The organism is Apibacter sp. B3935 (assembly GCF_009827705.1).
Taxonomy (GTDB): Bacteria; Bacteroidota; Bacteroidia; order Flavobacteriales; family Weeksellaceae; genus Apibacter.
Genome location: NZ_WINL01000001.1, coordinates 203,316 through 226,271, shown reverse-complemented (window position 1 = coordinate 226,271; position 22,956 = coordinate 203,316). Strand labels below are relative to the sequence as shown.

At 28.6% G+C, this 22,956-nt stretch carries 21 protein-coding genes; 7 read left to right on the top strand and 14 right to left on the bottom strand.

All coding sequences use genetic code 11. The features are described 5' to 3' along the window. Positions 1 to 988 precede the first annotated feature (988 nt). Together GFV00_RS00970 and GFV00_RS00965 are read right to left on the bottom strand one after the other, a co-directional pair. On the bottom strand, positions 989 to 1,627 hold the full coding sequence (locus GFV00_RS00970; RefSeq protein WP_160556675.1) for a porin family protein: 639 nt from the start codon (positions 1,625 to 1,627) through the stop codon (positions 989 to 991). 791 nt (positions 1,628 to 2,418) lie between these two features. Continuing rightward, entirely contained in the window at positions 2,419 to 3,438 is a 1,020-nt protein-coding gene (locus GFV00_RS00965) for an asparaginase (RefSeq protein ID WP_160556676.1), read from the bottom strand. Positions 3,439 to 3,505: 67 nt separating this feature from the next. Between GFV00_RS00965 and GFV00_RS00960 the strand changes: the two genes are divergently transcribed. The 3 genes from GFV00_RS00960 to GFV00_RS00950 all read left to right on the top strand — a co-directional run bounded on the left by GFV00_RS00960 (position 3,506) and on the right by GFV00_RS00950 (position 5,691). Then, a complete protein-coding gene (locus GFV00_RS00960; RefSeq protein ID WP_160556677.1) occupies positions 3,506 to 4,186 on the top strand; it encodes an RNA methyltransferase in 681 nt (226 codons plus the stop codon). Continuing rightward, positions 4,183 to 5,070 (top strand): hypothetical protein, encoded by an 888-nt coding sequence (locus tag GFV00_RS00955; RefSeq protein WP_160556678.1) that lies wholly within the window; start codon positions 4,183 to 4,185, stop codon positions 5,068 to 5,070. Before GFV00_RS00960 ends, GFV00_RS00955 begins: the two co-directional genes overlap by 4 nt. 87 nt (positions 5,071 to 5,157) lie before the next feature. After that, a complete protein-coding gene (locus tag GFV00_RS00950; RefSeq protein ID WP_160556679.1) occupies positions 5,158 to 5,691 on the top strand; it encodes a GNAT family N-acetyltransferase in 534 nt (177 codons plus the stop codon). 74 nt (positions 5,692 to 5,765) lie between these two features. On the opposite strand, the gene gyrB is transcribed toward GFV00_RS00950, so the two are convergent. The 5 genes from gyrB to GFV00_RS00925 form a co-directional block, all read right to left on the bottom strand. Then, positions 5,766 to 7,703 carry a DNA topoisomerase (ATP-hydrolyzing) subunit B gene (gyrB, locus tag GFV00_RS00945; RefSeq protein WP_160556680.1) on the bottom strand — a complete coding sequence of 646 codons (1,938 nt, stop codon included), beginning with the start codon at positions 7,701 to 7,703 and terminating at the stop codon, positions 5,766 to 5,768. A gap of 157 nt (positions 7,704 to 7,860) precedes the next feature. Continuing rightward, complete coding sequence (tpiA, locus tag GFV00_RS00940) at positions 7,861 to 8,619, bottom strand: triose-phosphate isomerase (protein WP_160556681.1); 759 nt, start codon at positions 8,617 to 8,619, stop codon at positions 7,861 to 7,863. A 17-nt stretch (positions 8,620 to 8,636) separates the two neighbouring features. Continuing rightward, positions 8,637 to 9,731: a BT_3928 family protein gene (locus GFV00_RS00935; RefSeq protein WP_160556682.1), complete on the bottom strand. Its 1,095-nt coding sequence runs from the start codon at positions 9,729 to 9,731 to the stop codon at positions 8,637 to 8,639. Positions 9,732 to 9,741: 10 nt separating this feature from the next. Then, positions 9,742 to 10,284, bottom strand: a complete 543-nt coding sequence (locus GFV00_RS00930; RefSeq protein WP_160556683.1) for a DUF1599 domain-containing protein — start codon at positions 10,282 to 10,284, stop codon at positions 9,742 to 9,744. A 25-nt stretch (positions 10,285 to 10,309) separates the two neighbouring features. Next, positions 10,310 to 11,347: an acyltransferase gene (locus tag GFV00_RS00925; RefSeq protein ID WP_160556684.1), complete on the bottom strand. Its 1,038-nt coding sequence runs from the start codon at positions 11,345 to 11,347 to the stop codon at positions 10,310 to 10,312. A gap of 489 nt (positions 11,348 to 11,836) precedes the next feature. On the opposite strand from GFV00_RS00925, the gene folP reads away from it, so the two are divergent. Continuing rightward, positions 11,837 to 12,658 carry a dihydropteroate synthase gene (gene folP, locus GFV00_RS00920; RefSeq protein ID WP_160556685.1) on the top strand — a complete coding sequence of 274 codons (822 nt, stop codon included), beginning with the start codon at positions 11,837 to 11,839 and terminating at the stop codon, positions 12,656 to 12,658. A gap of 32 nt (positions 12,659 to 12,690) precedes the next feature. Continuing rightward, positions 12,691 to 13,923: a phosphoserine phosphatase SerB gene (serB, locus tag GFV00_RS00915; protein ID WP_160556686.1), complete on the top strand. Its 1,233-nt coding sequence runs from the start codon at positions 12,691 to 12,693 to the stop codon at positions 13,921 to 13,923. A 65-nt stretch (positions 13,924 to 13,988) separates the two neighbouring features. On the opposite strand, the gene mtaB is transcribed toward serB, so the two are convergent. Next, positions 13,989 to 15,323, bottom strand: a complete 1,335-nt coding sequence (mtaB, locus tag GFV00_RS00910; RefSeq protein ID WP_160556687.1) for a tRNA (N(6)-L-threonylcarbamoyladenosine(37)-C(2))-methylthiotransferase MtaB — start codon at positions 15,321 to 15,323, stop codon at positions 13,989 to 13,991. 131 nt (positions 15,324 to 15,454) lie between these two features. Beyond that, positions 15,455 to 16,189 carry a carbonic anhydrase gene (locus GFV00_RS00905; RefSeq protein WP_160543249.1) on the bottom strand — a complete coding sequence of 245 codons (735 nt, stop codon included), beginning with the start codon at positions 16,187 to 16,189 and terminating at the stop codon, positions 15,455 to 15,457. A 188-nt stretch (positions 16,190 to 16,377) separates the two neighbouring features. Between GFV00_RS00905 and GFV00_RS00900 the strand changes: the two genes are divergently transcribed. Then, entirely contained in the window at positions 16,378 to 17,565 is a 1,188-nt protein-coding gene (locus GFV00_RS00900) for an MFS transporter (protein ID WP_160556688.1), read from the top strand. Positions 17,566 to 17,641: 76 nt separating this feature from the next. Here GFV00_RS00900 and GFV00_RS00895 read toward each other — a convergent pair whose 3' ends face one another. The 4 genes from GFV00_RS00895 to GFV00_RS00880 form a co-directional block, all read right to left on the bottom strand. After that, positions 17,642 to 18,505, bottom strand: a complete 864-nt coding sequence (locus GFV00_RS00895; RefSeq protein WP_160556689.1) for a glycosyltransferase family 2 protein — start codon at positions 18,503 to 18,505, stop codon at positions 17,642 to 17,644. A 26-nt stretch (positions 18,506 to 18,531) separates the two neighbouring features. Next, the gene (gene recR, locus GFV00_RS00890; protein ID WP_160556690.1) at positions 18,532 to 19,146 is read right to left on the bottom strand and encodes a recombination mediator RecR; all 615 of its coding nucleotides are present in this window, start codon (positions 19,144 to 19,146) and stop codon (positions 18,532 to 18,534) included. Between the two features lie 24 nt (positions 19,147 to 19,170). Beyond that, positions 19,171 to 20,127, bottom strand: coding sequence for a thioredoxin-disulfide reductase (gene trxB, locus GFV00_RS00885; protein WP_160556691.1), 957 nt, complete (start codon positions 20,125 to 20,127; stop codon positions 19,171 to 19,173). Between the two features lie 198 nt (positions 20,128 to 20,325). Then, a complete protein-coding gene (locus tag GFV00_RS00880; RefSeq protein WP_160556692.1) occupies positions 20,326 to 21,507 on the bottom strand; it encodes a M14 family zinc carboxypeptidase in 1,182 nt (393 codons plus the stop codon). A gap of 311 nt (positions 21,508 to 21,818) precedes the next feature. Between GFV00_RS00880 and GFV00_RS00875 the strand changes: the two genes are divergently transcribed. Continuing rightward, positions 21,819 to 22,328, top strand: a complete 510-nt coding sequence (locus GFV00_RS00875) for a helix-turn-helix domain-containing protein (RefSeq protein WP_160556693.1) — start codon at positions 21,819 to 21,821, stop codon at positions 22,326 to 22,328. Positions 22,329 to 22,412: 84 nt separating this feature from the next. Here GFV00_RS00875 and rplS read toward each other — a convergent pair whose 3' ends face one another. After that, entirely contained in the window at positions 22,413 to 22,766 is a 354-nt protein-coding gene (gene rplS, locus GFV00_RS00870; protein WP_105297718.1) for a 50S ribosomal protein L19, read from the bottom strand. Positions 22,767 to 22,956 lie beyond the last annotated feature (190 nt).

The window sequence follows — 22,956 nt, the reverse complement described above, 5'->3', positions numbered from 1 at the left end:
AGTAATCTTAGAACTATTAATTTTTTCTATAGGTTATTTTGAAAAGGTACTATCTAAAAATCAAAATTTCAACTTTTACGATTGGAAACAAGTTGATACCTCTAAAATGTGTTGTTATTTTTTAAAAAATAGCTTTAACAACCTTATTTAATACTTTTTGATACCAGTAACTATAAGTTGTTGGTATTCAATTAATGTTCGAATCCCATCTTCTCTGCTAATAAACCCGCTATTTAAGCGGGTTTTCTTTTGTTTACACGGTTTATAGCCCTTTTTTACCCTTTTTTACCTGTACCATATTCTGCCAATTTTTTTGTAACATAATTTAAATTTGTAACAAAATTTTTGTTACAATTTTTAGTATGATCAATATTAGGATAAGATTTTATAAATACATAGATAATTAAATATACCTGAAGTTAAAGCTATATGTAGTTTATAATAAACACATATATGAAATTAAAGATATTTGATATATATTTAATAAAACTATAATAAATTTAAATTTATTCAATCTAATGTTTTTAAATATTTATCAAATTACCTAGCAAAACTTAACTTTTTTATAAATACAAAATGAAAATAATTACTTAAGCTAAATATTCTTTATCAATATTTTCAAAGTACTTGTATAATTAATTGATTTTCAACTAATTTTTAAAACTTCCATTTTCATTTAAGATTTCAATTTATTTTACAAAAATAAATTTTAGATTATTTAAATTTATAAAGTATTTATAAGAGTTTAACAAAATAGATATTCTATACTAATAAGTATTATTAATTAATAAAAAATTAATATAAATATAATACTAAAAATAATATAAAATAAACATAATTTTATTTAAAAATTTAATTTAAACACCAAATCAATTATTTTGGAAAATTATATTTTTGGAATTTATTTATAGTTAAGCTTAATATAGTTTAAATTAAAATCACTACTTAAAAAACTACAAATTACTAATATTAATAATTAGTTAATAAGTTAAAAAAAGTAAAAATATGATACCGCAAGATTCGATGTATTATGAGACTTATACCATTTCCCATGTTTTGAATATCCATTATTATCTTTATAAATATCATTTAATCCAAAATTATACCTAAGCCCCACTTCATGCTTTCTTAAAAAGCTTACGCCTCCACCTAGACCTGCAGAAATATCAAATTTTGAAGCCCCTCCATACCATCTTTTATCCCTTCCTTTATTTTTTTCTTTAATTAAATACCCCAATTGAGGACCTACTTCGATAAATAATTCGTGAGTTTCTTTTCCTCTACAACATGGAGGAAATATAAAGTCACCAAAATAATATTTTACCATTAATGGAACATTTATATATGTTTGAAAAAATTTAGTATTCATTTCTTTTCCGTCTTTTTCCCCTTGTTCAGAGTAAACTATTTCAGGTTTAAAAAACCAAGCATCATTAAAATCATTAAAAGGGATTTGTGCAAATAAGCCAATAGCAGGGGCAAAAATACGTGTTTCGGAGTGTCTATGGATATTTCTAACATTAGTAAATTGCAAGCTTCCCTTAACACCATATTGAACTTGTGATTTTAAAATAGAAAAATTTAATAACAAAATAGTTATATAAATAAATGGTATATTTCTTATCATACAGTTTTTTATTATTTTTTTATTAATACTTATAAATCTTATAAAAATATATTCTTAAATTTAATATTCTCAATTTTTTTGCCAAAGGTAATAATTAGTTTCTGAAAATAAAACTGAAAATAAAAATGGAATTTTATTTACTTGACCACAATTATAATATGATATATAATATTTAATTTTTTAAATTTTAAGCCATTTATATTTTCAAATAATATAAATATATATGAATATTCAACTTACTACAATTATTTGATTTAATCTTAAATATTTTAAATTCCTTATTTTTTTAGGGTATTATTAAAAAATTGATTTTAAAATAATTTTCATATTATAATTAAATTTATAAAATATTTTTTTATTATAAAAATATTATTTTAAAATATTTTTTATATAATTTATTTTAAATATATATTTATTTTATGAGAAAATTATTGTTTATAAATAAATATATACATCAAAATTATTATTATTAATATTGTTAAATTTTAAATATAATTTATATTAAAATTGAGTGATATATTTTTTTACAATTCCTAATAAAAATAGATATTCTCAATCTAAAAAAGAGTTGAACTTATATTTTAATTATGTAAAAATTTATATATTTGCAGAAATTAACACTAAGAAAAGCATACGCCATGAAATTTAAACGGTTTATTTCATTACTTAATTTGGAAAATTCTTTATTATTTGTAGCTTTAACTTTATTTTATTGCTTTGTTAAAATGCTTAAATTTGTTACTTCCTATTAATTTAAAATATATTAATATATTCACAATTTATTTATATTTTTAAGTTATTTCACCGGATAAATTTTCCTCAAACTGTTTTTTGAGTATTTTACCTTTTAAATTTTGTCCGAGTAAATGCATTAGCTTAGTTGTGGCAGCTTCTACTGTTATATCATATCCACATATTACGCCTAAATATTTAAATATGAGGCTATTATGATATTTCCCAAAATTTACATTTCCTCTTACACACTGTGTAATAACTATAATTTCTTTTCCTAACTCCTTGGCTTTATGTAAGGCTCTTAAGGTTTCTTTGTCGGAAGGTATATTTCCCGAACCGAAGGTTCTTAAGATAATGCCCTCTAAATCACTGTCTGAAACTATTCGATCTAATAAATACTTATTTTTTCCCGGAAAAAATGTGAATATATCAATTTTATTAACCAGATTTTTATTTACCTTAAAATCTGTATGACTAGGTTTTAAAAGATATTCTTTAAAAACTCCAAGATTGACGCCGGACTCTCCTAACTTAGGATAATTGGGGGAAATATAAGCATCAAAATGTTCTGCTGAGAATTTGGTTGTTCTGTTTGCTCTATATAATTTATATTCAAAATAAATACACACTTCGTTGATAACAGGCTTATCATTCTCATATAAAGAAGCGTAATAAATTGAAGTTATCAAATTTTCTTTGGCATCTGTTCGCAATTCACCAATTGGCAATTGAGATCCCGTAAATACTACAGGTTTTTTCAATCCTTGTAACATAAAACTCATCATAGAAGCAGTATAGGACATCGTATCCGTACCGTGCAATATTACAAATCCGTCATATTTGAAATAAGAATTTTCAAGTATATTGCCTAATATAATCCAATCATGAATATCTATGTCTGAAGAATCAATAGGTTTTTCAAATACGTTGATATCTATATCTGCATCAATTAGTTCTATCTCGGGTATATGCTTTAATAGCGCATTAAAATCAAAAGGTTTTAATGTACCTGTGCTATACTCTTTGATCATTCCTATAGTTCCTCCTGTATAAATTAATAAAATCTTACGTTTCATTTATATTTCTCGGTTTTAAATTGCAATTTATGAAAATATTAACAGCTTTAATTGTTATTTTTGAAACATGATTTCAAAAGAATTTTTGAATAATTTGGATTTATATAACTATTTAACAGATTTTATATCAAAAGAAAAATTTGAAAAAATAGAAAATTTAGTTAATTACAGATCAAATTATGTACTTCCCATACTTGAAGATCTGTATCAATATCGTAATGCCGGTGCCATAGTTAGAAGTATGGAAGCTTTTGGGTTTCAATCATTAATAGCCCTGGAAAACAGAAATGAATTTAAGCCGGAAAGTACTGTTGCAAGAGGAGCCGATAAATGGATTGATATATCTTATAAGTCTTCAAATCTGGAATCTTTAAAAGAGATTAAAGAAAATGGGTATCAATTGGTAGCAGTTTCTCCTGAAAAAAATGCTATAGATATTTATGATTTTCAACTAACTCAGCCAACAGCTTTAATTTTCGGTACTGAATTTAAAGGTATAAATGAAGAAACTTTAAATTATGCTGATGCGTGTATTAAAATTCCAATGTTAGGTTTTACAGAAAGTCTTAATGTTTCTGTAGCAGCCGGAATATGTTTTTATGAAATGAGAAAGAAATTGGAAGATAGTCATTTAAATTGGCAGTTAACTGAAATTCAAAAACTTAATTTAAAAATAAAATGGGCTATAAAATCAGTAAGTTCGGGTGAGGAAATTGCAGCCCATTATCTTAAATCTTTAAAACGATGAATAAAACACCTATTATACTTTTAAGTTTTATCTGTGCTTTTGCACATTCTCAAACTATTGAAGAATCTTCATATACAGAAAAAAACAAGATTATGGAATCCTTAAGTTTTACATTACCAATTTGTAATAAGGAAGTCCTAGTAAATACTTGGAAGAATTTTATCAAAAAACAAGGAGGTAAAGTGAAAGGTGGAATTGTTAATAAAGTGTATGGTTCGGATATTAAATTTTCAACAAATGGTGAAAGCTGGTTAGGAAATTTTGCATATGAATATAATGATGATAAAAGTATGACAATATTCACTTCTTTTCATAATTTATCCAATATTTTCATCAATTCAAATACTACTGAAAAAGAATTAGCAATCCCAATTCTTGAAGATTTTAAGTTAGACATTCAAAAATCTTGTGCAATTGATGATTTAACGAATGCGAAAAGTTTTACCATAAAGCTTACTAAAGAAAAAGTTCGTAATTCCGATAGAATTTTATATTTAGAAAAAATTATTCGTGACGATTACAATAAAATTGACTTAAAAGCCAACTCCAAAATTTCCGACAAAGAACAAGATAATCTAACTAAAATTAAAGAAAGGATAATTTTAAATGAAGCGGAGTTACAAACTTTAAAAAACCGTAATAAAGACATTGATCAAGAATTAAATTCTCAAACATTGGTCATTCAAGGTTTCCAAAACAAATTAGACACTCTTGAAGGAAAAGTTTCTATTGATGATCAGAGTGAAAATAATATTTCAACTGAAAGTGAACCGAATACTAATTATATTAATTCTACAACCATTAGTACTGATAACAATGAAAATTTAAATACAACTGATCAAGAAAAAGATTATCATTCTTCAGATTATTTTGATAATCATTAATATATTTGATTATTTTGAAATAAATTATATTCAATTTTTTAATAAAAGTATTTACTCTCAATTTTAAATAAAATTCCATAAATTAATATGAAACTTGAAAAATTAAATCTTTTAGATCAAAATGAAATTACATTTGTCGAAAATAATTATATAAAATCTTTTCCTGTTGAAGAAAGGAGGCCTACGGATCAAATGTTTAAACTTTATGAAGATTATAAAGATAAATTTAAAATCTTATTATGTATAAAAGACAACGAAAGAATCGGTTTCATTACTTACTGGAAATTAAATACTTTTACATTTATTGAACATTTTGCGATTTCTTCTGTTTATAGACAGAAAGGATATGGAAGCAAGATTATGCAACTATTCATAGAAAAAATTTCACAACCTATTGTACTTGAAGTGGAACCTCCAACTTCACATTGGGATATACGTCGAATTAATTTTTATGAACGGTTAGGTTTCAAATTATGGAATGAAATTGAATATAAACAACCATCCTATCATCAGGATGACAAAAGTTACCCAATGAAATTAATGTCTCTTCGTGAAATACAACTAGATAAAAAAGAAATAAATGTTATAAAGTTAATTCATTCTGAAGTGTATCAAGTTTAAATTAAATCTCATCAATAAAAAAAGCCTATTTAATAAAAATAGGCTTTTTTATTATATATAAATGTTAAAATATTTTAAGCATCAATATTTGCATAAACAGCATTTTTTTCAATAAATTCTCTACGAGGCGGTACATCATCTCCCATTAACATGGAGAATATACGATCTGCCTCAGATGCATTATTGATAGTAACTTGTCTCAACGTTCTTTTTTCAGGATTCATAGTCGTATCCCAAAGCTGTTCAGCATTCATTTCTCCTAAACCTTTATACCTTTGAACGGTAAAACCTTTACCTTGAGCATTACCTAATTGTGAAGCTATTTCCTCTCTATGTTTATCATCCCAGGCATAATATTCTTTATTTCCTTTTTTCAATAAATATAAAGGAGGGGTTGCAATATAAATATATCCTTTTTCAATCATTTCTTTCATGTAACGGAAGAAAAAGGTTAATATTAAAGTTGTAATGTGAGAACCGTCTACATCCGCATCGGTCATAATTACCACTTTATGATATCTTAGCTTAGAAAGGTTTAATTCTTTGGAATCTTCTTCTGTACCAACAGATACCCCTAAGGCGGTATAAATATTTTTTATTTCATCACTTTCAAATACTTTATAGCTAACAGCTTTTTCTACATTAAGTATTTTACCTCTCAATGGAAGGATGGCTTGGAAGTTTCTGTCTCTACCTTGTTTGGCTGTTCCCCCTGCTGAATCTCCTTCGACTAGGAATAACTCACTTTCCTCTGCTTTACGTGAAGAACAATCAGCTAATTTTCCCGGCAATCCGCTTCCTCCTAATGGAGATTTTCTTTGTACGAGTTCTCTTGCTTTTTTAGCCGCTTGTCGCGCTTTTGCTGCAAGAAGAACTTTTTGAACAATTTGTTTTGCTTCATTAGGATGTTCTTCCAGATAATTAGTTAACATTTCTGCAACTATTTTATCTACAGCAGAACTAACTTCCGAATTACCTAATTTAGTTTTAGTTTGTCCTTCAAACTGAGGTTCCATGACTTTAACGGAAACAACAGCAGTCAAACCTTCACGAAAATCGTCACCGGTAATTTCAACCTTTTCTTTAGCCAAATTAATATTTTCATCGGCATATTTTTTCAAGGTTCTGGTTAACGCCCTTCTAAACCCGGTTAAATGCGTTCCCCCTTCATGTGTGTTGATATTATTTACATATGAATGAATATTTTCCGTATAGGAAGTATTGTATCTCATCGCAACTTCAACCGGTATTTCATCAATCTCTCCCTCCATATGGATGATTTCATCCATTAAGGGTTCTCTGTTCTCATCTATAAATTCGACAAATTCTTCTAATCCTCTTTCAGAATAAAATTCTTCCGATCTAATGTTGCCTTCTTCATCTACTTCACGTTCATCTGATAAAGTAATAGTAATTCCTTTGTTCAAAAATGAAAGTTCACGAAGACGAGTGGCTAATGTATCGTAATTATAAATAGTTTCGGTAAAAATTGAACTGTCGGGAATAAATGTTACTGTAGTTCCTGTATGGGTGGAAACCCCAACAATTTCAACAGAAGATAATGCAACCCCTTTAGAGTATTTTTGCTGGTATTGTTTACCGTCTCTGTTAACGGTAGCAATCAATTCAGTAGATAATGCATTTACACAGGACACTCCCACTCCATGCAATCCTCCGGAAACTTTATATGAATCTTTATCAAATTTCCCTCCTGCTCCAATTTTAGTCATAACCAATTCTAAAGCAGACAATCCCGTCTGCTTATTGGTATCTACAGGAATACCTCGACCGTTATCTTTTACCGTTATAGAATTATCTTTTCCTATACTTACATTAATAGTATCGCAATACCCGGCTAAAGCCTCATCAATGGAATTGTCAACTACCTCATATACTAAATGATGTAATCCTCTAACTCCCACATCCCCAATATACATGGAGGGACGCATACGTACATGTTCAATTCCTTCAAGCGCTTGAATACTATCTGCAGTATATTTTTGTTCACTCATTTTTTAATCGTTAATTTATTTCAAGAAATGCTTACAAATATACGTAAAAATATTGATATTTACTAGTATTTAGGGTATTTCATACTCATTAAAACCAAATAAAAAAACAGATTCAAATAACTGAATCTGTTTTTCTAAAACTTATTTTATAATGTAATTAAATTTCTTTGTACGTATTGATTAATGATCCAAAATCTTTTACATTTAAAGAAGCCCCTCCGATTAATCCACCGTCAACATCCGGTTTTGAGAAAATTTCTTTAGCATTATCCGGTTTCACACTTCCTCCATATAGAATGGATACTGAATCAGCTACTTCTTTTCCATATTTATCAGCAATTAATGAACGGATATATGCATGTATTTCTTGCGCTTGTTCCGGTGTAGCTGTTTCGCCGGTACCAATAGCCCAAACCGGTTCATAGGCAATTACTACTTTAACGATTTCTTCAGCTGATAAGTTAAATAAAGCAATTTCGGTTTGTCTTTTAACTACTTCAAAATGTTTACCTGCTTTTCTTTCTTCTAATAATTCTCCATTACAAAAAATAGGGGTTAAACCATTATCTAAAGCTATTTTAACTTTAGCTCCTATTTGTTCATCTGTTTCTTTATGATATTGTCTTCTTTCAGAATGGCCAATGATTGAACCGTCTACCTGAATAGAGGTAAGCATTTCTGCGGAAATTTCTCCTGTATATGCTCCCGACTTGTGTTCGGAAATATCTTCAGAAAAAACTTGTACATTTTTATGATTAGCTTTGGCATTTTCTAAATATATAAATGGTATACCTACAACAACTTCACATTTAGGTGAATTAGATTGAATAAATGAGTCAATTTCTGCTAATAAAGCTTTAGCTTCAGGCAATGTTTTATTCATTTTCCAATTTCCGGCTACAATTTTTTTTCTCATATGTATGTTTATTAAGTTTATAATTTTTCTATTTCATTCACGGTTGGAAAATCATTGCCATTGTATTTGGCAACAACTATTCCTCTTTTTAATATTAATACCCCGGGATTGCTTCTATTAATTGTTTTTAATGTTGTTTGATCTGTAATGCATGAAGATAAAGGATTCAAATATTGTGGATCATTCGTTAAAATAACAAAATTAAGTTTTTTCTCCTTAAATTGAAAAGTGATTTTTCTCAATTTAGCTCGTTCAATAATACTAAGTCTTTTTGCAAATGGCACAGTAATTATTACTATTTTTTCTTGATCCAAAATATCTTGCGTTATATCATTTCCTAAACATTCTACTGTAAAATCATGAACAGAAGGCAATTTTGCCTCTTTTAAAATTTTAACCGAAGTATCGTTGATCTTCCACGTAAGGGTGTCTTTCCAAATTCCGGAACTGATATATTCCTCGGAATTCATTTTTTTAATCTCATTATTGGATGTATTCTTGAGTGTATATATAATTATATTTTGCTCCGGTTCACCGTCATTCATACCTGCTTTAAGATTTTTTCCCACAGCATAAGGTCTAAAATCAATTATGGGTAAATGGGCAATCCCTTGATAAACAGCCCATAAGCAGATAGCAAAAGAAACACTTATGATTATCCAATTAATTTTTACAGAAAATACAGAACGGATGTATTTTGAACCGAAAACTAAGATTAAAATCATTACGAAAAGGACAATATCTTTTCCAAATGAAGTCCACGGCGTTAATTTAAGCGCATCTCCAAAACAACCGCAATCAGTTACTTTGTGGAAATATGCAGAATAAAAAGTTAAAAATGAAAAAAAAATTATTAATAATAACAAAGAAGAAAGTGTAAATTTTTTCCAAATTCCCAATAAAAGAAATACACCCAACATGACTTCAAAAACCACAAAAAAAATAGACAACGGAAGTGCTAAATGATGTAAGCTCGGCATATTAAACACACTTTCTCCAAAATATTCTTCCAATTTATATGAAAATCCAATGGGATCATTAGTTTTAACATAACCGGAAATTATGAAAACTACTCCAACAAGTATTCTAAAAAATTGAGTTAAAAATTTCATGTAACAACAATTAATTAATTTCCTGATGAAGAATTAAAGCAAAAACAGAATAATTTAGAATATCAAAATAATTGGCGTCTAAACCTTCGGAAACTAATGTTTTGCCATCATTGTTTTCAATTTGTTTTATACGCAATAATTTTTGCAAAATTAAATCTGTAATAGAACTTATTCTCAGATCTCTCCAAGCTTCTCCATAGTCATGGTTCTTACGCATCATTAAGTTTTTAGCCTGGCTAACCTTTTCATCGTAAAGCTGTACAGCCTCTTCTAAATTTAAATCAGGATTTTCTGCAATTCCTTTTTCCAATTGAATCAATGCCATAATAGAATAATTAACTATCGCTAAAAATTCTTCGTCGATTCCTTCTGAAATTTTTTGATTTCCTTTTTCCTGAATAGTTCTAATTCGATTGGCTTTGATATATATCTGATCTGTTAAGGAAGGCAATCGTAATATTCTCCAAGCCGATCCGTAATCAATCATTTTTTTTATAAATAATTCCTTACAAACTGAAATTACTGAATCAAATTGTTCTGATGTTTTTTCCATTATTCCATTAATACCTACAAATGTACTATTTAACTATATATTTTCCTAAAGGTATCTTGTCTAAAGTATATAATATGATAATAGATATTAGTAAAGTGAGTAAGGTAGTAATCGGAATAGAAAATAAAGGATTAAAAGAAAATGCGCTTAGTCCCAATTGTTCAACTAAGGCCATAACTAACACATGTATTAAGTATATTCCGTAACTGTATTTACTTATAAAAGATAATATTTTACTTTTTTTATTGAACACCGGAACTAAGAAGAAAAGTAGAAAAACAGAAAGAGCTTGAAATAAATCCCACGGCTTATATTGTTCTATATAAAAATTGTTCATTTTTGACGTTATATAGGTATCAAAGCAAATACCAAAATAAGACAATAAATAAATAGTTAAACATACATAAACATAATATTTAACATTATATTCATATTTTCTTCTTATTAAATAATATCCTAAAACTAAATATCCCAAGAATTCGGAATATAGTTTTATATAGTTAACTAAATAAACGGTACTAAAGAACGTATAGAAAATTAAAAATATTAAAAAACAAACAACTATAAAATATAATTGTTGTTTTGGATTACTATCTAAAATCCATTGATTGATAATCGGATATAATAGATAAATTCTTATAATCATATAAATATACCACATATGGTAACTCGCTCCCGAAACCAATTCTAGATAGGTATAATCTATAACAAATCTAAATCCCAGATCCACATGATCTTTGTAATGAAAACCTAGTAATTTAAATAAAATATATATTAGACTCCAAAATAAAAAAGGTATTAATATTCTCGATAATTTTTTGGTAAAATGTTTAAATGTGTATTGCTTTCCCAAAGATAATAAACCGGTCATCATAACAAAAACCGGTACACCAAACCGGGCTATATTAATATAAAAGTTTGATATCCACCAACTTTTATTTGGAATACTTCCATACTGATGGCACATTCTGGCTGCCACATGCAATAAAATAATTCCTATTGCCGAAACAGCCCTAAGATTATCAATCCATATGATATTATTTTTATTCACAGATTTTTTCATTTAATCCTAGTTTTAAGAGCGCAAAAATAAATTAATTTTACTTACTATATCTTTTTATTCATAGATGTTTATTAATTGACTATAATATTAGTTACATGACAGGTAAAAATTAGATACATTCTTTCTCTTTATTTTAAGATTAAATCTTGGAAATTTATTGGTCTAACAATTCAATAAATTGTTACAATATAATTTATTACACTCATTGAATTGTTATAAAAATCATTTTTCATCAACAAAATTATATGTATGATAAAAAATTCTATATTATATAAATTTTGAAATATAAAAATATAAATAATATAAAAACAAAGAATAGTAGAAAGTTAATTCTGTAGCATTTTTATTTTAAACAATTTTAAAACATTTCTGAAAATATAATTTTCAACTAAATTTCATTAATATAAAACCAGATGCTATTAAACTGTGTAACTATATTTACTTTAAACTTTATTTATTTTTTTAAATTTACAGCTTCAAATGCGATATATGACAATTAATATTAATGGTGATTTGGTCGATTGTAATGAACCTAAAGTAGCAGGAATAATAAACGTTACTCCGGATTCTTTCTTTGATGGTGGTAGGTATTCCACTATTGATAAAGCTTTAAAACAAACAGAAAAATTAATAGATGAAGGCGCTGATTTCATTGATATTGGCGGACAATCCACTCGTCCGGATTCCGATTTTTTATCTGATGAAACAGAACTAAGCATAGTAATTCCTGTAATTAAAGCTATTAAAAAAGAATTTCCTCGGGTAAAATTATCGATCGATACCTTTTGGTCTAAAGTTGCCATTGAAAGTGTCAATGAAGGAGTGGGAATGATAAATGATATTTCGGGAGGTACTTTAGATAATAAAATGTTTGAAACTATGGGAAAACTCAACGTTCCTTATGTTTTAATGCATATGAGAGGAACTCCTCAAACTATGGGAAATTATACAGATTATGAAAATCTAATCACCGATATAAATTATTACTTTTCTAAAAAAATTAGTGAATTACGAAAATTTGGAGTCAATGATATTTTATTAGATCCGGGATTTGGATTCAGTAAGACTTTACAACAAAATTACGATTTGCTGAAAAATATAGATAAATTCAAAATATTTAATCTTCCCTTATATATAGGAATTTCCAGAAAGAGTATGATTTATAAATGTTTAGAAACTTCTGCTGAAGATGCATTGATAGGTACGTCCGCATTAAATTTTTACGCCTTACAAAAAGGTGCTCAGATTTTGCGTGTTCATGATGTGAAAGAAGCAAAACAAATGATTAAACTGTGGAAAATGTTAAATTAATAATTAAATGATTTAAAAAAATTAATTTTCACATGAAAAATTCATCAGAAATAATTTTAGTCAGCATATCAGGAGTTGATAAACCGGGAATAACAACAGCAATCACTCATATCTTAGGAAAATATAATGCAAAAATACTTGATATTGGTCAAGCCAATATACATCATTCTTTATCTTTAGCTATTATTTTCATGTCTGAAAACGGAAGTTCCGGAAACATTTTAAAAGAAATTTTATTTAAAGCCAATTCATTAGAAATTAATGTTAGATTTTCAGCCTTAACCAAAGAAGAATACTGCAATTGGGTTAAAGTTCAGGGTAAAAACAGATACATAATAAATATTTTAGGTAAAGAAATCAGTGCTAACCAAATTTCTGAAGTTTCTAAAGTTTTATTGGATTTTAAACTTAATATCGAACGGATCATACGTTTAACTCAACGCATACCATTAGATCGAAATATTGATCGAACTTGCTTTGAATTTGCTGTAAGAGGTAATCTATCTAACCTAAAAGAAATACAAAATAAATTCTTATCCTTATCATCCGATTTAAATATTGATATTGCCTTACAGGAAGAAAACAGGTACCGAAGAATGAGACGCTTGATCTGCTTTGATATGGATTCAACCTTAATTCAAACTGAAGTTATCGATGAACTTGCAGAAAAAGCCGGAGTTGGAAATGAAGTTAGAACCATCACTGAGTCTGCCATGAACGGAAAAATAGATTTTTCCGAAAGTTTTAAAAGAAGAATAAAGTTATTAAAAGGCTTGAATGAAAACGTTTTAAAAGAGATAGCAGAAAATTTACCTATTACTGAAGGTCTCGAACGATTAATGGGAGTTCTAAGGAAAAGTGGATTTAAAACAGCAATTATATCCGGAGGATTTACCTATTTCGGAGACTACCTCAAAGAAAAATTCGGTTTTGATTATGTATTTGCCAATAAATTGGAAATTATTGATGGAAAGTTAACAGGTAATTACATTGGAGATATTGTGGATGGCAAAAAGAAAGCCGAATATTTAAAATTAATTTCAACTTTTGAAAATATAGATATACAACAAACTGTTGCGGTTGGCGATGGGGCAAATGATTTACCTATGTTATCCATAGCCGGACTCGGAATTGCATTTCATGCGAAGCCAACGGTCAAACAAAATGCGAATCATTCCTTATCTACCATCGGATTAGATGGAATTTTATATTTCTTAGGATATAAAGATTCATCCGAAGATATAGAAATGACTTCTATTTCTTAACATTTGAGTGTAAAGTTAAATAAACGTAATCCATTGGTTGATGTGTACTAATTTTAATACTTAGATTAGTAAGCTGCAATGGTAGATCTTACCAGCACATTTCCAAAAGAATCAAGTTTTTCCAGGTAAACTTCTTCTAATTGATTAATAAATTTAGGATTATAAGGTTGACTAACGCGTACATAATTTTCAGTATATCCGTACATCATCCCATTTTTGTTCTCATGCTCCCAAAGAACCGTTTTAACTTTGCCTAATTGAGATTCATAAAATGCATGGCGTTTTTTTTCAGACAGGATTTTTAACATTTTATTCCTTTTCTTACGCTCAGAATAAGGTACCCTGTCTTCCATATGAATAGCTTCTGTATTATCCCTCTCCGAATAAGTGAAAACATGTAAATAACTAATCGGCAGATTTTGTAAAAAATTATACGTTTCTAAGAATTTTTCTTCCGTTTCTCCTGGAAAACCTACAATTACATCAACTCCTATGCAAGCATCTTTGATTACAGAATGTATCTTATGGATTCTCTCGTCGTATAAATGAGTCAGATATCTTCTCTTCATTTTCTTCAATAAATCATCGCAGCCGGATTGTAAAGGAATATGGAAATGAGGAACGAAAATTTTCGAATCAGCAACATAATCAATAATCTCATCCTTAAGCAAATTTGGTTCAATTGAAGATATTCGTATGCGTTCTATGGCTTCTACCCTATCTAAATTCTGTATTAATTCTAAAAAAGTATGTTGATGTTTTTTATTTCCAAACTCGCCTTTTCCATAATCGCCAATATTCACGCCTGTAAGTACAATTTCTTTAATACCTTTTTCAGAAATTTCTTCGGCTTGTTTAATAATGGTTTCAAGCTCTGCAGAACGTGAAATTCCTCTTGCTAAAGGAATAGTACAATACGTACATTTATAATCACAACCATCCTGTACTTTTAAAAAAGCACGTGTTCTGTCTCCAATTGAATAGGAACCTACAAAAAAATCAGCTTGATCAACCTCACAAGAATGAACTTTTACTTCAGAATCTTTTTTAAGATCCATAATATACTTGTGGATATTAAACTTTTCTTTTGCACCCAAAACTAAATCTACCCCGTCAATCTTACTGATTTCATGCGGTTTTAATTGAGCATAACATCCAATAATACAAATCAGAGCATCAGGATTTAAATGTAACGCTCTTTTAACGATAGTTTTACACTCTTTATCGGCATTATCGGTTACCGAACATGTGTTAATAATATAAACATCTGCTGTTTCTTCAAAAGATACCTTTACAAATCCTTCTTCTATTAATTGTCGGGCAATTGTAGAAGATTCAGCAAAATTTAATTTACATCCTATGGTATGAAAAGCTACGGATTTCCTGATTTCGTTTAGCATAGTGCAAAATTACGTATTTAATTTATTTACTGAAATTAATATAATTAGTATTAAATAATTTTTATGATTTTATTAAAATTCCCTGATTATTAAAAGTATAATCAGGGAATTTAAGATATGACTATATTTTTTTAATTATTAAATATTTTTCTACCGTTTAAAGGTTGAAGAGGTCTGTTATTTGATTTTGGTAAATGATATTTTATTTCATCAATTTCTTCTTCGCTCATAGTTATTGGATTTTTAAATACGATCCAAGTTACATTTTCTGCACAAGGAGGGGTAGTCAAAGATCCTAAATAAGTGTAATAGGATTTATCTTTTGGATATAAATTTTCAGGGTTGAATTTTATAACTGTATTAATTTTTCCTAACCCTTTTAGTGTTTTAAAAATTTCGAGTTTTTCAAAATAAGAATTTAAATTGCCCTCTTTTACCATAACACCAATTACCAATACTGAACCATCTTCTGCTTTATGAACAAAATGTAATTCTAACGGGTATCTCACTCTATCAATGGTATGTTCAGATTCTTCATGAGCATGGAATTGAACTAAGGTATAAACTTTTTTGTTGTACGTTATAGTGCTTCCCGATTTAAAATCAAATTGAAGAGAATGCCCATTGTCTTCGATATCCTCGATTTCTCCCGATCCGTAATTAAATTGTATAGGCGATAAATCTTTTTTATAGTTAGATTTTGAAATGTTAATTGGCGATTGAAATTTACCTGTACCACATTGTTTTCCTTCTTCCAATTCTCCCCAATGTTCCGGAGAAGATTCTCCTTCATATCCCCAATGATGATTTTGAGAATAGCTCATACTTGCAGCAAGTATACTTAAAAATAAAAATACTTTTTTCATTGTTTTATCTATTATAATTTAGCACAAAATTATAGAACCATGAAACAATATAAATGTTAAATTTTTGTTAATTAGTTTAATTTAAAACAAAATCTCCTCATTTAAGAGCTTTACATAATATTTTATGATTTTACAAACTTGCGAATTAAATTTGCAGCTAATATTCAAAAAAAAACAAAATTTCATTCATGACTAACGCTATTGATTCGAAGCCTAACAATCTATCACCCAAAAGAATCCGTTTGGGGGTATTTGCTTTTTACTTTTCACAAGGAATCTGTTTTTCCAGCTGGGCCAGCAGAATTCCTGACATTAAAAACTTTTTGAAATTAGGGGATGCTTCCTGGGGAACTATTTTATTAATGCTGCCGGTTGGTCAAATTTTAGGGATGACCCTATCGGGGTTTTTAATATCTAAAATGGGAAGTAAAAAAATATTGATAGCTTCTCTGCCTTGCTATGCCTTAAGTTTATTATTAATAGGATGTTCACAAACCGAATTAATGTTAATTCTTACTTTAATTTTGTTTGGCTTTTTTGGTAATTTTTGTAATATTTCCGTTAATACTCAAGGAATACTTGTTGAAAATCTATACAAAAAATCCATCATGTCTTCTTTTCATGGAGGCTGGAGCATAGCCGGATTTACCGGTTCTTTAATAGGTTTAGTAATGGTAAACTTAGGATTATCGCCTTTTCAACATTATTTGTTTATTCTTTTTACAGTAGGGGTACTTATTTTGTTTAATTTCAAATATCTACAAATAGACGCAAAAAATATTTCTGATAAAAATTCAGAAACAAAAAGTTCAAAAGGGAAGCAAAAACCTGAAAAATTTTTATTTCTCTTGGGAATTACTGCTTTTTGTGGTATGGCTTCCGAAGGTGCCATGTTTGATTGGAGTGGAATATATTTTGAAGAAATCGTTAAAGCTTCCAAAAATTGGGCTCCTTTAGGTTTCACCTCGTTTATGATTATGATGGCAAGCGGTCGTTTTATTGCTGATCAGGCCATACAAAAATGGGGAAGAAAACGTGTAGTTCAAATAAGTGGTATACTGATATCATTGGGCTTATTTATTTCTGTTGCCTTTCCTAACCTAATTATCACCACTTTGTCTTTTATGATTATCGGTTTAGGGGTATCCAGCATAATACCCACTATTTACAGCTTATCAGGACAGAAAACTAAAATTCCAACCGGCATGGCATTGACTATAGTTTCCAGCATAGGATTTATAGGTTTTTTATTAGGTCCTCCGGTCATAGGTTACATATCTGAAGCTCTAAATCTTAGATTTTCATTTGCTTTAATAGGTATTTTTGGAATTTGTATTTTTATTCTTTCTTCTAATTTAAAAGTTTTTAAAGATTAAAATAAGTAACTTTCCATAAAAAAACAATGCTCATAAATTTATTCAAATTTATGAGCATTATTTTATAAATATTGTATTATTTTTTTCTTTGCATGCTAAATATTAATAAAGCTAAATAATATCTTATTTTTAATCCGAACAATAGGAAAATATACATTACAAAAGGCTTTTTAAAATATTTTCTTACAAAAATTTCCATAGCATTATAGAAATTTTTGTAATACGATTTATCTATTTTAGTTGCTGCTCCTTTATAATGTATTATAGAAGTTTTCCCGTAATAATAATTTTGATAACCGGCTTTTAAAATAGTATAACTTAAATCGATATCTTCACCGTACATAAAATAAGATTCATCGAAACCTCCTACTTCAGTATATATTTTTTTAGTGGTAAAGAAAAAGCATCCTGTTAAAATTTCTACTTTTCCAATATCATATTCACCCAATTCCGTATTATAATAGCCTTTAGATTTTTTTGATTTACTGAAAAATAATTGGCTGAATAACTTATCAAATGTATTTTTAGGATTCGGATAATTTCTTTTTGATTCCGGTCGATAATGGTTGTTTTCATCGGTAATTCGAACCCCTAAGGCTCCAAATTGTTTTGCATGTTCGGCAAAAGGTATAATTTTTTCAAAAACATCCGGCTTAACGATAGTATCGGGATTGAGAATTAGTAAATAGTGTCCCTTTGAATACGAAACACCAATATTATTTGCTTTAGAAAAACCTAAATTTGCCGAGTTTTGAATCCATTTAACTTGAGGAAATACTCGCGTTATAAATTCTTTGCTTCCGTCATTGGAATTATTGTCTACAATAATAATTTCAGCATCAATATTTTTTATTGCCTGTAAACAGCTTTGAATGCAATTTTTTAAAAGATCTTTTACATTATAATTAACAATAATAATTGAAAGTTGTTTCAAATTCATTAATTATTTTTTAATTACTATAAGAACTACTTAATTCCTTGTTTATAAGGTACTCTATTTTGTATGGAACGTATTAAAGTTAACTCATCTGTATATTCAAGTTCATCACCGACTCCTATTCCCCTTGCTATTGCCGTGAATTTTATATGAGAATCATTCAATACTTTATACAAATAAAACATGGTTGTGTCTCCTTCTATAGTAGCACTTAATGCAAATATAATTTCCTCTGTTCCCTGTTCTTTAACTCTTTCAATTAGCGGATTGATACACAAATCGGTTGCGCTGACTCCTTCCATAGGGGAAATTCTTCCCCCCAATACATGATATTTCCCATTGAACTGTTGGGTACTTTCTATTGCCATTACATCTCTTACATCTTCAACCACACAGATAATTTTTTCATTTCGATATGGATTTGCACAGATGGTACAGATCTCAGTATCCGATAGATTGTTACACAGTTTACAGTGCTTTATTTCATGTACTAACTGACTAATTGATTTTGATAAATTATCTGCCTGAATTTCAGGTATATCCAATAAATGCAAGGCTAGACGTAAGGCCGTCCTCCTACCAATACCCGGAAGTTGTGAAATTTCTTCAACTGCTTTTTCTAATATTTTGCTGGGATAATTCATACAATCATCAAGACCTGCTTAAAATTAATGATGATCTAGGGACGATACATATTTTTCTGCATCCAAAGCGGCCATACAACCTGCTCCTGCGGCAGTAATAGCTTGTCTATATTTTTTATCGGCAACATCACCCGCCGCAAAAACTCCCGGAATATTTGTTTCTGTACTAAATGGCTTAACATGTAAATATCCGGTTTCGTCCATTTCCAATTTACCTTTAAATATCTCGGTATTGGGTTTATGTCCGATAGCAATAAATATTCCGTCTACATCCAATACTTTTTCTTCGTTGTTTAAATTATCAATAACCACGGCTTGAGAAACCAAGTTATTATCGCCTTTTAAATCTTGCAATTCGGTATTATACATAAGTACAATATTAGTGGTGAGGTCTACACGTTCTTGCATAATTTTAGAAGCTTTTAAATAATCTTTACGTACAAGCATATAAACAGTCTTACATATTTTTGCTAAGTACGTTGCTTCTTCTGCTGCCGTATCTCCGCCTCCTACAACTACCACATTTTTACCTCTGTAAAAAAACCCGTCACAAGTGGCACAAGCAGAAACTCCGCCTCCTCTATAGGTTTTTTCAAAATCTTTACCTAAATATTTTGCACTTGCACCCGTTGAAATGATAATAGTTTTAGTTTTAAATTCTTTTCCCGATATAGTTTTTACAATATGTATGTCTCCTATATTTTTTCCTAATTCAACCTCTGATACGGTATCGATGATAACTTGTGTACCGAATTTTTCGGCTTGTTTTTGTAACTGAATCATCATTTCAGGACCGGTAATCCCGTCGGGATATCCGGGAAAATTTTCAACTTCGGTGGTAGTCGTTAGCTGTCCTCCTAATTCTAAACCGGTGATCATAAGAGGATTCATTTCGGCTCTGGCAGCATAAATTGCAGCCGTAAATCCTGCAGGGCCGGAACCTATAATAATTGTTTCTAATATATCTGTGTTTTCTGTCATCTTTATCATATATAATTAACCGAGCAAAGTTACTAAATTTATCTTTGAGACTGTGTGTAAGCCTATGTAAACTCTATATAATACTATTATGATTTACTATCTAAAAGGCCGGTAAATGTATTATTTAAAGTATTAAGCATTTTTTTTCGCTAATATTAAAAATAAATTATCATGTTTGAATATAATGTTAAGTAACTACTAAACAAATGAATCCAATTTTTTTCCATTTACAATAATCCACTCATCTAATTTAAAATCAGCCAAGACGCCTATTTTAGGATACTGTATAGTAGAGTCATCGAAAACGATACATCTTTCTTCTGCATCAATTTCTTCATGTCCATACATGAATGAAAGGTCTCCAATATCTTCTATCTTGGCAATAAATGAAAGTTCATTTTCTCCCTTAGTAATCTTTTCCACATATTGTATACCAATATCAACTGTTTCTTTTTTATCTTCACGTATGCGTACATTTCTATATATAATATCAAAAAATGATAAAGAATTATTAGGTATTTCATTATATAATTCATACCCCTTTTGCCATTCATCCTTAACAGAAGCATAATATAGAGCTGTAATCAACGATAATGTAAAATATCGTCTGGTTTTTTGACGATAATAATCTTTGGGAAAATGTCCGCCTTCAAACAGTATAGTAGGAATCCCTAATTTTTGAAAATTATCACCGACTGATCTTGGATAAAATTCATCGGTAAACCTTGATATCTTATTAGGTAGAAGTTTTGAAATTTCTTTATATATATCAGCTATTAATCCCATTGATTTTTTTCGGGTTTCAGTCACCTTTCTATCAACCGATTCCGATGGCGATAAAAAAGCCAAGGTGGCCGGTTCTTTTTTTCCTTCTACTCCGAATATAGTTCTTTGATCGTGCAGATTGAACGCTAAATCATATTTTTTTTCACTTGCAGTTTTTTTTAATACTTGCATTTCTATTGATGAAGCGGCTAAAAAATCCCGATTAATATCAATTCCTAAACGATTTCTTCGTGTCCAAATTTCAGCTCCATCCGGATTTAACATGAAGATAATATCGAGAGTAAACTTGCTGAGAATTTCATGTGAGCAATTATTTTCATTTTCAAAAAATTTAAGCAAATCTAGACAACTTAAGGTTCCCGTTGTTTCGTTCCCGTGCATTTGGGTCCATAGTAATATATTTTTAGGTCCTTTTCCTAAGGTCAATTTATATATAGGTTTATCAAGTTCCGATCTTCCAATTTCTGTAAGTAAGCTTTTATAATTTTTTATTAAAAAATCGGAAAGCTCCGAAGGGTTTACATATCTATTTTTAAAATTTTCTTCGATACTTAAATTTTCATTTAAATCAAAGATTTTAAACTCTGCAGACATAATTATATTTTTTACAAAGATATTCAATTATACACAGTTTTCTTGATTTACATTTGTAATTTACATTTGTAAAACAATGTTATTTTATAATTTATTAGTTATGATATTGTGTCATATAATTTTAAGTTATTTTATTTAATTTTTTATTAAAAAAAATATAAATATATATTTACCAGTATTTTATATATATTTATTTAATGTTTTTATTGAAGTTAACTTTAAGTTATTTTTTGACAGAATCAATGGTATTTTTAGTAACTTTGTATTTATTACTCTATTTCACATATGTAAATAGTTAACATTTGTAAATCATGGAAATTGATAAAAGAATAGCTACACTCATAGAAATATTAGGTTTAACATCAGGAGAATTTGCAGATAAAATAAATGTCCAACGATCAAGCATTTCGCATATCACTTCTGCTCGAAATAAACCTTCATTAGATTTTTTAGAAAGAACTCTATCTGTTTTTCCTGAAATAAATTCTGAATGGCTTATTTTAGGAAAAGGAAAACCTTTGAAATCTCAATTGGAAAATAATAAAAAGGAAAGTTTAGATTTAGAAAATAAAACAGTTCAGGAACAACCATCCCCTACACTCTTTTCTTTAGATGAAATGGATCAAAAACAAAAAGATTCTTCACACTCTAATAATGATAATACTATTCAAGCGCCTGAGAATCGCGTAAAAGAAAATTCTCAGACAGAAGATCAAATAATTAAAAATTCAATCCTGCAGAAATCGAAAAATAACAAGAAAAAAATAGAAAAAATCTTATTTATATACGAAGATCATACATTTGAAGTATTCGAAAATTAATTTTTAAAAGGAAAGTAATAACCAAAAAAAAGAGGAAAATTTAAATTTTCCTCTTTTATTTTAAAATAAATGCTAAAAGTAATATTATTTAACTCTAGCATCTTTAATTCTTGCTTTTTTACCGCGTAGATCTCTAAAATAGTAAATTCTTGCTCTACGTACTTTTCCTCTTCTGTTAACTTCAATATTTTGAAGCGCTGGCATATTAATAGGAAAAACTCTTTCAACCCCTACATCACCGCTCATTTTTCTGATAGTGAATGTTTTGGTTGCTCCGGTTCCTTTAACCTGAATAACTACCCCTTTAAAATACTGGGTTCTTGTTTTATTACCTTCTTTAATTTCGTAATAAACAGTTAGGGTATCCCCGGCTCCAAATTTTGGAAATTCTTTTTTTGCGATGTACTTATCCTGTACGTACTTAATTAATGGTTCCATTTAAAAAATATAACAGTTATAAAATTGAATAACATTCACGTCTTTCGTCAGAGGTTAATCAATTGGGTGCAAAATTAATAATTCTTATTTAATTGCACAAATACTATACGTAAATTTAAAATTCTTTTGAATACTAAAAAGTTTTATAACAAATAGCTGAATAATTTTATAATGTATTCAAATACAAATT